This is a genomic window from Halorubrum sp. Ea8, assembly GCF_002252925.1.
Taxonomy (GTDB): domain Archaea; phylum Halobacteriota; class Halobacteria; order Halobacteriales; family Haloferacaceae; genus Halorubrum.
Map to the genome: position 1 here is coordinate 1 of NZ_NHPF01000097.1, position 15217 is coordinate 15217.

Genomic DNA, 15217 nt, shown 5'->3' on the forward strand with positions numbered 1-15217 from the left:
GTCACGTACGCCGAGCCCCGGATCGCCGCCAACGTCAACGAGGGGTTCGTCCCGGTCCGCGTCGACGTCGACCGTCTCCCGCGCGTGCGAGAGCGGTACAACATGGGCGGGTTTCCGACCACGGCGTTCCTCACGCCCGACGGCGAACTGCTCACCGGCGCGGGCTACCTCGACGTCGACGGGATGCGGCAGGTGCTGGAGTCCGTCCGCCAGATGTGGGCCGATAAGGGGCGCTCGGGGGGGAGAGTGCCGCGCGCGCTCGACGCCGACCTCCCGCCCCGCGGGGAGCTGACCGACGCGATCGAGAGCCACCTCGCCGGGCAGGTGGAGGTGAAGTACGACGAGGAGCACGCCGGCTGGGGGACGGACGCGAAGTTCCCGCTTCCCCGCACCGTCGAGTTCGCGCTGAAGCGCGACCGCGATCGCGCCCTCCGGACGCTCGACGCGGTTCGCGACCACCTCGCCGACGACGTCGCCGGCGGCTTCTTCCGGTTCGCCGGGACCCGCGACTGGGGCGACGTCGCCTACGAAAAGCCGATCGACACGAACGCGGCGGTCACGCGCGCGTTCGCGAACGCCTACCTCTACACCGGCGACGAGGCGTACCTGGGGCCCGCGACCGACGCGGTCGACTTCCTCACCGACGACCTCTGGACCGGCTACGGCGTCGGCGGGAGCCTCGGGCCCGGGCTCGGTCGCGCCTACTACGCCGCGCCCGCCGACGACCGCGCGGATCTCGACCCGCCCCGCCGCGACCTCACCGTCTTCGCGGGCGGGAACGCGCTCGCGGCCGACGCGTTGCTCGCGGTCGCCGCGTACACCGACGACTGGCGTGCCCGCAAGTACGCCGACCGGATCCTCGACGGTCTCGAACGCGACCTGATCGACGCCGACACCGGCGAGGTGACCCGCTACCGCGGCAGCGACGAGGTCGGCGAGTCGGACTTGCTCGACGACGTCGCTCGCGTCGTGAGCGCGTACGTGCGGGCGGCCGGCGTTCTCGGTGATGGAGCCGACGTCGCCCGCGCGGTCGCGGACCGAGCGATCGATCGACTTCACGTGGACGGCTCCTTCGTCGACGGACCGCGGTCGGGGCCGGGCCTGCTCGACCGCCCCTTCCGTCCCCTCGACGGCAACGTCGAGATGGCGACCGCGCTACTCGACTTGGCCGCGCTGACCGGCGAGGACCGCTACCGCGAGGTCGCCCGCGAGACCGCGGCGTCGTTCGCCGGGGCCACGGAGCGGCTTGGCATGCAGGTCGCCGGTTATGGGAGCCTCGTCGGGCGCCTGCTCCGCGGCACCACCGTTATCGCGGTCGGCGACGAGCCGGGGAGCGACCTCCACCGCGCGGCCTGGCGAGTCGCCGACCACGAGAAGGTCGTCGCCCCGAACGCCCACGCGGAGGGGTCGCCGGCGCCGCGGTCGGTCCCCGCGGGGTCGGCGCTTGTCGTCGCCGGCGACGCGGTCTCCGAGCCGGCGGAAACGCCGGACGAGTTGATGCGGCGAGTCGCCGAGACTGCGGAGTAGGACGCGGTATCCGTCGTTGTCGTCCGCCTTCGGTCGTCTGCGTCGATTCGATCGATCGTCCGGTAGCCGCGGAGCGCCGCTCACCACCGCACCCGCGTGTAAACGGGCGACGTGTTTATGTCAATGCCGCGTGATCGGATGGTATGGCATCTCTCCGGGATCTGGGGCTCTCCGAGTACGAGGCGCGCGCCTACCGCGCGCTGCTGCGCACCGGGCCGACGACCGCGAAGGACCTCTCGCGGGCCAGCGAGGTCCCCATGGGACGCGTGTACGACGTGCTCAACAGCTTGGAGCAGCACAACCTCGTCCGGAGCCAGGCCGCCAGTCGGCCGAAGAAGTACGCGGCGGTCGAGCCCGACGCCGCGCTCGACCGCCTGCTCGACGAGAAGAAACGCGAGCTGGAGACGCAGGTGGAGCAGTACGAGGAGGTGGTCGCGGACCTCTCGACGGAGCTCGACGCGGGGGAGCCGGTGGACGGCCAGTTCTGGACCGCGGCCGTCGGCGCGGAGGAGGCGACGGACCTCCTCTTAGAGCGGATCGCGGCCGCCGAGCGCCGGATGGTCGTCGTCGTCGGGGCGCCCGCGACCGGCTTCGACCTCGGCACGATCGGCGAACAGGTGGCCGCCGAGTTGGAGTCGGCACTGGAGCGTGGCGTCGAGATACGGGTGTTGCTGTCGCCGGAGACGGTCGATGCGCTGCCGCGGAGCGTCGGTCGGCGGTACACCGCGGAGCTCTCCAACATGGAGGGGTTCGAGGTCCGAACGACCGCGGGCGTCGACGGCACGTTCAACGTGTTCGACGGGATCGAGGTGTGCATCGAAGTGCCGCACCCGCTCTCGGGGGACGAGCCGTTCGCGATGATCGACGTGAAGGACGCGGAGTTCGCGACGAGCGTGAGCGAGGAGTTCGAGCCGCGGTGGGCGGAGTCGGATCCGCTGTCGTTCGGGTGAGTCGGCTCTACTCACGACTCACCGACGCACTCTGATCTAGCTCCGGTCAATACAACACGGACAGCGACCGCTGACTAGGCGTGTGAGCGTCTGGAAAAACAGACTTCCGGCCATCGCTGCAAACGAGGGCAGAAGTAGTCGTTAGTTGCGGACGAGGTTCGTCGCGCGAGGTCCCTTGGGGGACGATTCGATGTCGAACTCGATCTCCTGACCCTCTTCGAGGTCCGGACCGCCAACATCCTCCATGTGGAAGAACACGTCCTCGTCGTCGTCGAGATCGCCGTCGTCAGTCGAAATGAAACCGTAGCCGCCAGTATCGTTGAAGAAATCAACTTTTCCGTTTGCCATTGCAATCAAACGTACAGTCCTTTGGGGCATAACGCTTCCGAACGTCACGGTACCACGGCTCTCGATTTACCTCGTACTCTTCAGTGATCAACTGTTTCGGACGAAACGCGTCCGAAGAAGGGGAGCGTAGCAGAGCCGGGACCCCATGACCGTTCCGCGAGCGAGGGCCAGTCCGCGCCTACCGCGCGTTTAGCTCGGCCCGCAGGTTGCCCATCGTGACCTCGCGCTCGGCGTGGGCGTTGTGCTGGTGGATCGACTCGTCGTTCGACTGCTTCATGCGGACCACGGCGTCGTCCGGGAGGTGGTCGAACTCCTCGACCGTCCCCTCGGCGAGCGCGCGGACGCAGTCCTCGACGAACTTCGCGTCGGCGTGGGCCTCGTAGGTCATGTGGTCCTCGTCGGGGCGCTTCGCCATGTTGTAGATCCGCGCGCTCATCGAGTCACGGGCGACGTCGATCAGGTCGCGGAGGTCGAGGTCGGGGTGGCCGTCGGTGGTGACGGTGAGCGTCGCGTGGCCGCGCTGAGAGTGGCCCGGCTGCGGGACGGCGTCGAGGAACTCCTCGGTCGTCTCCTCGTCGACGCCGAGGTCGGCGAGCTTCTCGCGGGCGCGAGACTCGCTCATCCCCTGCGAGCAGGGGCAGACGGTCATCCCGGTGACCTCCGCGCCGATCTCCTCGCGGGTGCCCGCCTCGGTCGCGGTCGCGCTGGCGACGATCGTAGACGTGCTCTGCGTCTCGATCCCGGACGCCGGCGTGTCCTCGCGGGTGACGAGCTCCGCGGTCATCGACACCTCGGCCGTGCTGGTGTAATCGTGCTTCTCAAGGAGTCGCTCGGCGGCGTCCCCGCAGACGTCCTCGACGCGGTACGCCTCCTCGCGGGTGATCTCTTCGAGGATCTCGTCGACCGTCGCGAGGTTCCGAGACATGTCGATCCCCTTGCGTCCGCTCGGGAGGTCGACGAACACTTCGAACTCCGCCATGAGAACGATGGGGCGTTTGTCCCCGCGGGCGAGCTTGACGAGCTTCTCCACGCCGGTGACGCCGACCTGCGAGAGCCCGACGGTGACGTCGGGTGCCGACGCCTGCACGTCCGGCAACTGGTGACTCATTATAAACTCGTTAGGGAACTCCCGGGATTAGCACTTTCGATAGGGGGTCTTCCATAGGGTACTTTTCGCGCCCGTCGCGGGGGTTTCGGAGCGTTTCGGACCCCCCGCTCTGTGGTCGCTGTCGCCGGGGGGTCGGAAGTGCTGTCGCCGGGGGATCCGAAGGCGGTCGTCGCCGTGAGATCCCCCGCTCGCGACGGCGCCACCGCCGTGTGGTACCCGCTCTCGGGCGGCGGCCGTAACGCACCATTTATACCTGCGGCAGCGGAACGTAGCCCAAGACCATGCCGAGTTCCAATGGGCCCCAGAAGGCGACCCGCGACAAGCTCTCGAACAAACCGCGCGACCGCGGCACGTCGCCGCCGCAGCGAGCCATCCAGGAGTTCGAGTCGGGCTCGCAGGTCCACCTCAAGATCGACCCCAGCGTGCAGGAGGGTCGCTTCCACCCGCGCTTCGACGGCCGGACCGGCACCGTCGTGGGCAAGCAGGGCGCCGCGTTCAAAGTCGAGATTTCGGACGGCGGGAAGACGAAGACGCTCATCGTCCGCGCCGCCCACATGAGCGCCCAGCAGAACTGAGATGACGATCTTCAAAGAGAAGGTCGACGAGGAGTACGTCACCGTCTCCGAGGCGAAGGAGGTCCTCGTGGACATCGAGGCGGAGCGCGCCCAGGACGAGGAACGCGACCTCCGCTACGAGCTCGCTCGCGCGATCGAGCACGTCAACCGGTTCGCCCGGCTCGACGCCGAGGAGTCCCGCGAGCTCGTCGAGGAGCTGACGGAACTGGAGCAGATCGACGTCCCCACCGCCGTGAAGATCGCCGACCTCCTCCCCGAAGACCGCACCGAGCTGCGCTCGGTGTTCGCCCAGGAGCGCTACTCGCTCGACGGCGACGAGCTCGACGACGTGCTCAACATCGTCGCGAAGTACGCCTGAGACGTCGCGGAGCACGTCGTTTCGGATTCGGCCCCCTTCGATCGTCGGAACTTCTTCAAACCACCAGCCGCTCGCTTATAAGCAGTTGTCTGTGTTCCAACTGTGAACACTTCCAAAGTCCCAGCCGCGAGGCGCTTCGCGCCTCTGGCAGCCGGCGACGGAGCCGCCGGCGACTGCCCCTTTGAGTCCTCCCCGACCGCGACCGCACCCAGCCTCATACCTCCCCAGCCTAGTCGGCCGGCGCTTACGAGCGCCGGCCGACTCCCTCGCGCGTGCTCCTCGCGGGCCGGTGGCCCGCTCGCAGGCACGCGCCACCGCACTTGTCTGTGATGGAACACGCCGATCTCGTCGCCAGTCGGATCCGCTCGCTCGGATCGACCGACGAAACCCCGGAACCCCTTTGAACGGCCGCGACGACGGTATCTGTATGATCGACGAGACCGTCGCCGAGATCCGGGCGATGCGGACTCACAGCACGTCGGCGGTGGCCGTGAAGGCGACGCGCGCGCTCGCGGAACTGCTCGACCGCGAGTACGTGACGGTCGACGAGTTCGAGCGCGACCTCGAACACAACGCGGGCGTGCTTCGCCGGTCGAACCCCTCTCACGCCGCGCTTCACAACGCGATGCGCGACGTCGAGCGCTCCATCATCGGCGAGCCGACCAGCGTCGAGGACGCCAAACAGCTGCTGCAGGAGACCATCGACCGCGTCGCCGACGACATCGAGACGGCGAAGGGGGAGGCCGCCGCCAACGCGGCCGAACGCATCGAGGACGGCGACACGCTGTTGGTCCACGACTACTCGACGACGGTGCTGGAGTCCATCGAGAACGCCGCCCGCGACGGCGCGCACCTGACCGTCTACGTCACGGAGGCGCGCCCGCGCACGCTCGGCCGAAAGACGGCGCGCGTCCTCGCCGGGATGCCCCGCGTCGACGTCCACATGGTCGTCGACAGCGCGATGGGGTACGCCCTGCGCGACTGCGACCGCGTCCTCCTCGGGATCACCTGCATCACCGGCGGCACCTACTACAACCGGATCGGAACGTTCCCCGTGGTCGTCACCGCGCGCGAGCTCGAGGTGCCGGTGACCGCGGTCGGCTCGGGCGCGAAGACGATCGAGGAGTTCCGGTTCGAGAACGAGTTCCGCGACGCCGTCGAGGTGATGCGCGAACCCGTCGAGGACGTCGAGATCGAGAACCCGAGCTACGACGCCACCCCGATCGGGATGATCGACACCGTGATCACCGACGACGGCGTCGTCGAGTAGCCGGACCGTCCGCTTCTCGGGACCGCTTCCGACGCGCCTTCCCCCTCGTCAGGTGAGCCCGATCAGCAGCGGCGCGAGGGATCGTCTTCTTTCCGCCGTGAATCGGACGTAAGTGCTTTGTGTGTGCACCGTGTTAACGGATCCAATGAGCGTGTATTCGGGCTCCGCCAACGCCTTCCGGATCCCCAGCGCGGACCCGGCGGCGACGGGGGAGTGCACGACCCTCTCGTGTGAAGTCGGCGCGGCGGCGACCGAGCCGACCGTCGTCGTCGGGGCGGTCGTCGTCGGGCTCGCGGCGTTCCTCGCGTTCGCGTACGTCCGCGAGGCGGCCGACGCCGGCCAGCACGAGCAGCGGCGCGTCCTCGCAGAGCGCGACGCGTTCGAGGAGTTCGCTGACCGCGTCTCCGCGCTCGATCCGGCGCCGACCGGATCGACGCCGTCGGGATTCGACGGACAGATGGCGGCGGTTCGCACGGTCGACCGCGCCGACGGTGACGTCAAACTCAGGCGCGTGCTGGCGGCGTACCGCGACACGGTGATGTCGGTGCCGCATTACAGGGAGGAGTACGACGAGACGGTCCCGGAGAGCCTCGCCGCGGAGCTGGGTCCCGACACGGCGACGGCGCTGGCGTCGAACGGCACCCTGTCCGAGGCGGCGCAGTCGGCGCTCGTCAGTCGGAGCCGACACGCGGCCGACGCGCGCTCCTCGCTCGCCGAGGCGATCGGCGAGGAGATCGAGGCGTTGCGGTCGTTCGAGAACGACCTCTCCTGCGTCGACCGCCGCCGCCGCCGGCTCCTCGAACACCTCGACGGGGTCTCCGGGGCCGGCACCGACGCGGCGATCGACGTCTGGAGGCGGCTCGAAGAGCTCGAACGCGAGTGCGACGGGATCGCCGCCGAGCGACAGGAGGCGCTCACGGACCCGCCCATGACGCCGGACTCCGCGGTCGACGTCGACGGGGAGCACGCCTTCTACGAGTACCTGTACGAGCCGACGGACGGGCCTCGCTACCCCGTGTTGGCGCAGGTCTCCGAGCTCGCGGAGCGGATACGCTCGGACCGGGACGGCGTCGCGAGCCGGCTGGCTGGCGGGCGGTAGGCCGGGCGGTCGGAACGGAGTGCGGGCAGACGGTTAGTCGGGCGAACCGCGAGCGGTGCTCCGGACGGGCGACGCTCCGAACGGGCGGCGCTCCAGATGGACGGCGCCCGCGACGGGGGCGACGCGGCCGACGTGCCCGTCCCGACGTTGCGCCACTGCTTGACGTGATACTACGTGTGTAGTGCACGCTCGATTGACATGCCATACACGTCGACACAACGGAGATGCCCCCGTAGCCGTTGCATACATCCACGCACATGACACCGGACATCGTCGACACCCTCTGCTGGAATATCGTTACGACCGTCGCGGACGAACGCGGTATCGAACCCGAACGGATCGACGACCGACTGTACGACGTCCTCGACGTCGAATCGCTCGCGCGCCTCGTCGAGCAGGCCCAACGCAGCGACTCGATGGACCTCTCCGTCTCCTTCCGGATGGCCGGCTGCTTCGTCACCGTGACCGGGGACCGAACCGTCCGGGCGAGCGCTCCGAGCTAACCCGCGACCGGAACCGAACGCCGGACCGCTCTCACCGGACTATCTCCCCGCGTTCCGCGTCCACGGGAAGCGCGCCGAGGACGCGGTCCGCGGCCCCGCCGGTCCCGTAGGGGTTCTCCCACTCGCCGTCCGACTCGAGCGCCTCGGTCACCGAACGGCAGACGCCGTCGGGATCGCGCGCACCGAGCCGATTCGCGCCAACCTCCGTCGTCTCCGACCGCTCGGTGGCGTTCTGCACGGTCACGCACGGGGTCCCGAGGATACACGCCTCCTCCTGCACGCAACTCGAGTCCGTGACGACGGCCGCGGACGCCGACAGGAGCCGCACGAACGCGGCGTATCGCCGCGGCTCGACGGTCCGAACCGGGGCGGGTCCGTCGGGGACGACCTCCCCTGAGCGCTCGCGAGCACGCGGACGAACCGGACGGACGACCTCCAAGCCGTGGGCGCTCCCGGCACGGGCGGCGCCGTCGAGAACCGCACGGAAGCGCCCCGGATCGTCGGCGTTCCCCCGCCGGCGGACGTCGACGAGAAGGAACCCGCCCGCTCGGAGCCCGAACTCGTCGAGCACCTCGCGCTCCGGGCGCGAGCGGTCGCGGACGCGTTCGAGGGCGTCGACCGCCGTGCTCCCGGTGACGGTGATCCGCAGCTCCGTGACGCCCTCGCGGACGAGATACCACCGGGCCTTCTCCGTCGTGGCGAACAGGTAATCGGCGACGTGATCCGCGATCACTCTGTTCGTCTCCGCCGGCGCCGACCGGTCGAAGCTCCGGAGCCCGGCCTCGACGTGGGCGACCTTCGGACGCATCTTGCTCGCGGCGACCGCGCCGGCCAGGGCGCTGTTCGTGTCCCCGTGCACGACCGCGACCGCCGGGTCGGTCTCCGCGAGCGCCCGCTCGATCGCGGCCAGCATCGTCCCAGTCTGTCTCCCGTGCGGGCCCGAGCCGACGTCGAGCGCGATATCGGGGCTCGGGACGTCGAACCCGTCGAACACCGACCGTTCGAGCGTCTCGGCTCCGTGCTCTCCCGTGTGTATCACCGCGTGGTCCACGCCGCGTCGTTCGCACGCCCGGATCACGGGCGCGAGCCTGACCGCCTCGGACTCGGTGCCGAGCACGAACGCGACCTCCGTCATCGCCCGTCGGCCTCCGTGCCGTCGCCGGTCGTTCCGCCGTCGTGAGCCACGTCCAGTCCTCGGTCCTCGTTGGCGGCCCCGAAGCGACCGCTCCCGTCGATCCCGACCGAGCCGATGTCGTGAACCAGTCCCTCGTTTTCCGAGACGTCGAGCCACGTCCCGAATAACACCAACAGGAGCCCGAGGGTCGCGACGACGAACGACACCATTCCGCCGAGGAACGTGTCGACGCCGGCGCTCCACACGGAGTAGCCGCCGGCGGTGACGCCGGCGAGCAGCACGACCGCACCCAGCGAGTAGCACGCCGCCAGCGGATGGAACCGCCGGAGGACGTACGACCGGCCGATCCGGGTGAGGAAGTTCCGCGCGATCAGCGCTGAGAGGCGCGGGACGAACGTCGAGTATTGGATCGTGCTCCGCTCGTCGCCGTACCGCGCCGGGTGAGAGACGTCGGCGATCGGCTGCCGGTTCACGTTTAGCGCGAACAGGAGGTCGTTGAGGAAGCCGTACCGGTCGTACAGTCGGTCGAAGCGGACGATCTGGAGTCCCTCGTTTGAGATCGCCGTGAACCCGTTCTGCGGGTCGGACAGCTCCCAGTAGCCGCTCGAAACGCGCGTCAGCATGGTGAGCAGGAGGTTCCCGAACAGCCGCCAGCGCGACATCGAGGCGAAATCGCGGCTGGACCGGAGCCGGTTCCCCTTCGCGTACGTCACCTCGCCGGCCGCGACCGGCTCGATGAGCCGCTCGAGGTGTGCGGGGTCCATCTGACCGTCGCCGTCCATGACGGCGACCACGTCCATTCCGTCGTCGAGCGCGCGAGCGTAGCCCGTCTTCACCGCCGCGCCGGCCCCGCGATTCCGCTCGTGTCTGATCGGCACCACCCGGGTCTCCTCCCCGGTTCCGCCCGTCCCGTTTTGAGTCGCCGCCCGTTCGTTCCGGCGCCTTGCGTGTTCGCGTATCTCCTCCCACGTCTCGTCGGTCGACGCGTCGTCGATCGCGTAGATCCGGTCGACGTAGCGGGGGATCGTCTCGATCACCTCGCCGACGTGACCGCCCTCGTTGTACGCCGGGACGACGACCCCGACGGCGTTGCCGTCGTACATCGTCACTCTCGCCCCTCGACGCGGTCCGCGTATCGGTCCGCTCCGTGTCGGGGGGGCAGAGTCCGTCGGTTCCGCTTCGTTCGAAGCGTGCTAGTTGTCATTATCGGAGGCTTCGTATCGGTCCCCGGGTCGAGTCCGCGCTCGGATCCTCCCGGCGGCGCATACCACGACAAGACGCTGACACGGGCTTTGTTATACACTGCCTCACCCACCGGTATCGCTCGAATTCTCCCACGGTTCCGGTGCGGAGCCGCCCGCCGCGGCCCTCGCCGTCGACCGATCGTCGTTCGCCGCGTTTCCGTCGTCTTCGTCCGTTTCCCGGACGATCACCCGCTGCGCGTGACGTGTCGATCCGCGATCGTTTCGGGACCGACGCTCGGCTCTGATCGCCTCGCTTCAGTCATCCGCTCGCGTCGATCCGGGGGACCGCTCGGAGTCGGGGGGCCCGCTTCGCTCGTCGCCGTCTCGGCATAGAAGCGGGCAATCAGGCAGAGAATAGCGCCGATATGGGGGTGATAACAAACTAAGTATGGGTTGATTGGGTACCCATTCAGCCAAGCCAATCGCAGGAACCCTGTCCGTCGTCCGCGCGCGAAGCGGAGTTTTGAACCCATGGAGGAAATCACGAAAGACGAGGTGTTCGAGGTGTTGAGTAGTTCGCGGCGACGGCTGATCCTGTACCATCTCCACCGGCGCGGCGGCGAGGCGGTGCTGCGGGACCTCGCGAGCGACACGGCCGAGGCCGAGAGCGAGGACGAGGTCGACGACGACATCGTCAAGCGGTTCTACATCTCGCTGTACCAGACGCACGTTCCGAAGCTCGAGGAGGTCGGCCTGGTCAGGTACGACAGCGACACGAAGACGGTGTCGCTGACGGACCGGATCGAAGAGGTCGAAGCGATCCTGGAGACCGAGTCGGAGCCCGGCAGACGATGGCCGGTGTACTACGGAGCGCTCGCGATCGTCGGCAGCGCGCTCGCCGTCGTCCAGTTGGTAGGGATCGCCCCGCCGGTGACGAGCGTCGTGTTCGCCGCGGCGCTGCTGTTGCTCGCGGCGTTCCAGTACTACGAAACGGAAGTCAAACAGCGGGAGTACCACTTCCTCGCGCAGCTCGTCAGCGACTGAGCCCGCGCTCGCGGTCAGCCCGTGTACTGCAGGGCGACGATCGCGAGGATGCCGACGACGCTGAGCAGCGTCCACGTCGCGGCGGGCACCGCGGCGAGCGGGCCGAGACCGACGGCGCCCGCCGTGACGAGGACGGTGACGCAGCCCGCAACGGCGGGGACCGCCCACGTCCGCTCCCTCTCCTCCGCGTCCTCCCGGTCGTCCTCGTCGAGGTCCATGTACTCCAACAGCTGCGCGACGGACGCCTGCAGCTCGATCGTCCCGCGGTTCTTGTCGTAGTCGATCACCCCGAGCGAGTCCATCTTCGGGAGGTGACACTGGTAGAGCCCGATGTAGACGCGCTTCCGCTGGTCCGAGGAGAGCTGCCGGACGGTGGTGTCGTTCTCCTCCGCAGCGATGTGCTCGGCGAGGTCGTTTAGCACCGACTCGCCGTCGTTCTCCCGTAGGAAATGGATAACCATCCGTCGCCGCCGGTTCTTCAACAGGTCGAATATTTCACCCTTGGTTAACTCCGCGCCGTCCGAGCGCGACGTCTTTCCGATGTCGTCGAGGTTAGCGACGTCCGCCTCCGACGAATCGCGTTCTGTTCCCCCCGTCGGTTGGCTGCCGAGTGACCCTGATTTTCCCGCTGACATCGACCAACGTTACTCGTACACCTATCTTAGATATACGGAAATTAATTCTCGATGACCTTACTCGTCGGCGTTATCTCGATATGAGAACGTCGACCGCGACTCGGATCGAATCCGGGTCCTGCTGACGTTTCCCCCGATTAAACCCGTTAACAACGCGTTAATACGCCGGTTGGCGGACCAATCCCCGTCGCTCGTGAGCGCGCGTCCGACCCTCGAGGGTCCGGCCGAGGGTCCGCCGCGTGCGGATCGCGCGTTTCGGCCCGTGGACGGACCGCGCGTCGGCCCTCGCGGACGGACTGCGCGCTCGCCCGGCCACCGCCTCACTCGACCGTGACGCTCTTCGCGAGGTTCCGCGGCTTGTCGATGGCGCGCGAGAGCTCCTCGGCCGCCATGTACGACACCAACTGGAGCTGGACGTTCGCGAGGATACCGGCGACGTCGTGGTGCGTGTCCGGGATCCGAAGCACGTGGTCCGCGTAGTCGTCGATCTTCGCGTTGCTGTCGGCGCTCACGGCGATGATGGGCGCGTCGCGCGCGCTCACTTCCTTGGCGTTGTGCAGCGTCTTGGTGTCGTTTCGTCCCGTGAAGACGGCGAACACCGGCGTGTTCTCGGTGACGAGCGCGAGGGGACCGTGTTTGAGCTCGGCGGCCGAGAACCCCTCCGCGTGGTCGTACGTGATCTCCTTGAACTTCAGCGCGCCCTCGAGCGCCACCGGATGCGCGACTCCCCTCCCGATGAAGAAGTACGACTCGGCGTCCCGGTACGCGGCGGCGACGGACTCTGCGTCCGGCTCGTCGAGGATCTGCTGGACGTCGTCCGGCAGCGCCGCGAGCGAGCTGAGCAGCTCGCTCGACTCGCGCGGGCTCGCGCCGTTCGTGTCGTAGCTCAGCCGCTCGCTGAGCAGGATCAGTGTCGCCATCTGCGAGGAGAACGACTTCGTCGCGGCCACGCCGATCTCCGGGCCCGCGCGGATGTACACGGTGTGCTCGCACTCGCGCGTGATCGTGGACCCGACCACGTTCGTCAGGGCGAGCGTGCGGGCGCCCGTTCCCTGGATGCTCCGTATCGCCGAGAGCGTGTCGGCGGTCTCGCCGCTCTGCGTGACGGCGATGACGAGCGTGCTGTCGTCGACCGGCGGCGGGTTCGACCCGTACTCCCCCGACAGGAACGCCTGCGCAGGCATCCCGCGGTCCGCGAGCAGCGTCGTCGCGTACACCGCCGCGTGGTGCGAGGTACCCATGGCGACGAGGTGGACCGACTCGATCCCGTCGAACGCGTCGTCGGGGAGCTCCTCGAACTCGACGTGGCCCTCCAGCGGATCCATGCGACCCCGGATCGTCTGTCGCAGCGCGGCCGGCTGCTCGTGGATCTCCTTCAGCATGTAGTGGTCGTACCCGCCCTTCCCGGCGTCGTTGGGGTCCCAGTCGACCGTCTCGAACGAGCGCTCCACGGGCTCCCCGTCCGTGTCGGTGATCGCGTGCCCGTCCGGGTGTATCGCGACCACGTCGCCGTCGCGGAGGTAGACCACCTCGTTGGTGTACTCGAGGAACGCCGGCACGTCGCTCGCGAGGTAGTACGCGTCGGACGCGCGGCCGAGCACGAGCGGCGACCCGCTTCGCGTGCCGAACACGGTGTCCGAGCCCTCGAACACCGCGGCGATGGCGTAGCTTCCCGAGAGGCGATCGATCGTCCGTCTGAACGCCTCCTCCGGGCCGTAGCCGGCCGAGCGGAACTCCTCTAAGAGGTGCGGGACGACCTCGGTGTCGGTGTCGCTCGTGAACTCGTGGGTGGACAACTCCGTCTTCAGTTCGGCGTAGTTGTCGATGATCCCGTTGTGGACGACCGCGACCTGATCGAGGCAGTCGGTGTGGGGGTGCGCGTTCGCGTCGGTCGGCGGCCCGTGCGTGGACCACCGGGTGTGTCCGATCCCCGTCGCTCCGCGGACGGCCGACCGGTCGACGGCGTCGCAGAGGACGTCCATCTCGCCCTCGTGTTTCACCACGTCGATCCCGTCGGCCGTCACGGTGGCGACCCCCGCGGAGTCGTAGCCGCGGTACTCCAGGTTCTGGAGCCCGGTGAGGAGCTCCGCGATCGCGGGCCCCTCGCCGACGCGGGCGGTGATTCCGCACATTACGCCACCACCTCCGCGTTCTCGGGGACGTCGCGACGGAGCGCGATACCCGGCGCGACCGTCCCGCGCGGCCCGATCCGACAGCCCGGGGTGATCGTGACGTTGGCGCCGACGGTGGCGCGGTCCGCGACGACGCCCCCGAGCCGACGGTCCGCGTACTCGACCCCGTCGACGACGAGTGTGGCCGAGCGCCCCGGCGATACCGTCCCGTCGCCGATAGTCGCGCCGCCGCCGACGATGGTGTCTCGGAGCAGCGCGTTCGCGCCGACGCGGGAGTCGGGCCCGACGATCGACCCCTCGATCACCGCGTTCTCGCCGACGATCGTACTGGAGAGGAGACAGGTGCCGCCCTTCACGACGGCGCCGGCCGACACCTTGCAGTCCGGTCCGATCAGCACGTTCTCGCCGACGACGGCCGACTCGTGGACCCGCGCCGACTCCTTCACCTGTTCGGTGACGCCGGCGAGCGTCGGATGGGCGTAGAGGATCCGCTCGTTCGTTCGGAGGAGCTCCCACGGGTAGGAGGGGTCGAACCAGACGCCGTTCGGGGTCGCGGCGATCGCGGGACCGTCCAGCTCGGCTATCGCGCCGGTCAGCGGACGTTCTCCGTCCTCGTACTCCGTCCGGTCGAGCGCGTCGAACACCGATTGGTCGAACGCGTATACGCCGGCGTTGATCCGCGCCGACGCGCCGTCGCCGTGCTCGTCGATCTGATCGACGACCCCGTCTTTCACGCCCACCGTGCCGTACTCGCCGGTTCGGTCGGACGTGACGACCGCGAGGCAGGCGGCGGCGTCCGACTCCGCGTACCGGTCGGCGGTGACCCGCACCATCGTCTCGTCGATGACGTTGTCTCCGTTCACCACGAGGAACTCCCCGTCGACGCGGTCGGCCGCGGCCTCCAGCGCGTGCCCGCTCCCCAGCTGCGTCGACTGCGTGACGTAGGTGAGGTCGACCCCGCGGTAGGAGTTCTCGAACCGGTTCTGGATCCGGTTCCGCCCGTGGCCGACCACGAGGACGACGTGGTCGACGCCGCTGTCGACCACGGCGTCGAGCGGGTACTCCAGTATCGGCCGCCCGGCGACCCGGAGCATCGGCTTCGGCTGGTAGCGAGTGAGCGGCCTGACGCGCCGCCCCTCCCCGGCCGCGAGGACGACCGCCTGTTCGAGGGCGCTCATCGCTTCACTCCTGCGGCGCGTGCCGGTGCCCGACGAACGGGGCCGCCGGCGCGACGGACAACGCCGCTGACGCACACGTCTGACTGCGCTTTCGCCCCGTGGAGGACGTCTCTATCCATGCCCACCCTTGTCACACGGGCGAGCATTGTAATGCGGAACCTTTCGCGACCG

At 68.8% G+C, this 15217-nt stretch carries 15 protein-coding genes; 8 read left to right on the forward strand and 7 right to left on the reverse strand.

What is annotated here, in order from left to right; translation table 11 throughout:
• Together DJ74_RS10640 and DJ74_RS10645 are read left to right on the forward strand one after the other, a co-directional pair.
• Positions 1-1527: DUF255 domain-containing protein (locus DJ74_RS10640; RefSeq protein ID WP_141212699.1), on the forward strand; the 1527-nt coding region annotated here is incomplete at its 5' end.
• Positions 1528-1670: 143 nt separating this feature from the next.
• Positions 1671-2477 carry a TrmB family transcriptional regulator gene (locus tag DJ74_RS10645; RefSeq protein ID WP_094527227.1) on the forward strand — a complete coding sequence of 269 codons (807 nt, stop codon included), beginning with the start codon at positions 1671-1673 and terminating at the stop codon, positions 2475-2477.
• Between the two features lie 141 nt (positions 2478-2618).
• On the opposite strand, the gene DJ74_RS10650 is transcribed toward DJ74_RS10645, so the two are convergent.
• Positions 2619-2825 (reverse strand): cold-shock protein, encoded by a 207-nt coding sequence (locus DJ74_RS10650; protein WP_094522207.1) that lies wholly within the window; start codon positions 2823-2825, stop codon positions 2619-2621.
• A gap of 178 nt (positions 2826-3003) precedes the next feature.
• Positions 3004-3933: a GTP cyclohydrolase MptA gene (gene mptA / locus DJ74_RS10655; RefSeq protein ID WP_094522206.1), complete on the reverse strand. Its 930-nt coding sequence runs from the start codon at positions 3931-3933 to the stop codon at positions 3004-3006.
• Between the two features lie 281 nt (positions 3934-4214).
• Here mptA and DJ74_RS10660 point away from each other — a divergent pair, with 281 nt between their 5' ends.
• The 5 genes from DJ74_RS10660 (at position 4215) to DJ74_RS10680 (ending at position 7738) form a co-directional block, all read left to right on the forward strand.
• Complete coding sequence (locus DJ74_RS10660) at positions 4215-4508, forward strand: 50S ribosomal protein L21e (RefSeq protein ID WP_094522205.1); 294 nt, start codon at positions 4215-4217, stop codon at positions 4506-4508.
• A 1-nt stretch (position 4509) separates the two neighbouring features.
• Entirely contained in the window at positions 4510-4866 is a 357-nt protein-coding gene (locus tag DJ74_RS10665; RefSeq protein ID WP_094522204.1) for an RNA polymerase Rpb4 family protein, read from the forward strand.
• Positions 4867-5293: 427 nt separating this feature from the next.
• Positions 5294-6136: a translation initiation factor eIF-2B gene (locus tag DJ74_RS10670; RefSeq protein WP_094527228.1), complete on the forward strand. Its 843-nt coding sequence runs from the start codon at positions 5294-5296 to the stop codon at positions 6134-6136.
• 145 nt (positions 6137-6281) lie between these two features.
• Positions 6282-7235, forward strand: a complete 954-nt coding sequence (locus DJ74_RS10675) for a hypothetical protein (RefSeq protein ID WP_094522202.1) — start codon at positions 6282-6284, stop codon at positions 7233-7235.
• A gap of 257 nt (positions 7236-7492) precedes the next feature.
• Positions 7493-7738: a HalOD1 output domain-containing protein gene (locus DJ74_RS10680; protein ID WP_094522201.1), complete on the forward strand. Its 246-nt coding sequence runs from the start codon at positions 7493-7495 to the stop codon at positions 7736-7738.
• 31 nt (positions 7739-7769) lie between these two features.
• Here DJ74_RS10680 and wecB read toward each other — a convergent pair whose 3' ends face one another.
• Both wecB and DJ74_RS10690 read right to left on the reverse strand, forming a co-directional pair.
• Positions 7770-8873: a non-hydrolyzing UDP-N-acetylglucosamine 2-epimerase gene (gene wecB, locus DJ74_RS10685; RefSeq protein ID WP_094527229.1), complete on the reverse strand. Its 1104-nt coding sequence runs from the start codon at positions 8871-8873 to the stop codon at positions 7770-7772.
• Entirely contained in the window at positions 8870-9976 is a 1107-nt protein-coding gene (locus DJ74_RS10690; protein WP_094522232.1) for a glycosyltransferase family 2 protein, read from the reverse strand. Before DJ74_RS10690 ends, wecB begins: the two co-directional genes overlap by 4 nt.
• Positions 9977-10588: 612 nt before the next feature.
• Here DJ74_RS10690 and DJ74_RS10695 point away from each other — a divergent pair.
• Complete coding sequence (locus DJ74_RS10695) at positions 10589-11101, forward strand: hypothetical protein (protein WP_094527230.1); 513 nt, start codon at positions 10589-10591, stop codon at positions 11099-11101.
• A 14-nt stretch (positions 11102-11115) separates the two neighbouring features.
• Here the strand turns inward: DJ74_RS10695 and DJ74_RS10700 are convergent, their stop codons facing one another.
• From DJ74_RS10700 to DJ74_RS10710, 3 genes are all read right to left on the reverse strand, one after another.
• Complete coding sequence (locus DJ74_RS10700; RefSeq protein ID WP_254922166.1) at positions 11116-11562, reverse strand: hypothetical protein; 447 nt, start codon at positions 11560-11562, stop codon at positions 11116-11118.
• A 494-nt stretch (positions 11563-12056) separates the two neighbouring features.
• Positions 12057-13868: a glutamine--fructose-6-phosphate transaminase (isomerizing) gene (glmS, locus tag DJ74_RS10705; RefSeq protein ID WP_094527232.1), complete on the reverse strand. Its 1812-nt coding sequence runs from the start codon at positions 13866-13868 to the stop codon at positions 12057-12059.
• Positions 13868-15046: a sugar phosphate nucleotidyltransferase gene (locus DJ74_RS10710; RefSeq protein ID WP_094527233.1), complete on the reverse strand. Its 1179-nt coding sequence runs from the start codon at positions 15044-15046 to the stop codon at positions 13868-13870. Before DJ74_RS10710 ends, glmS begins: the two co-directional genes overlap by 1 nt.
• Positions 15047-15217 lie beyond the last annotated feature (171 nt).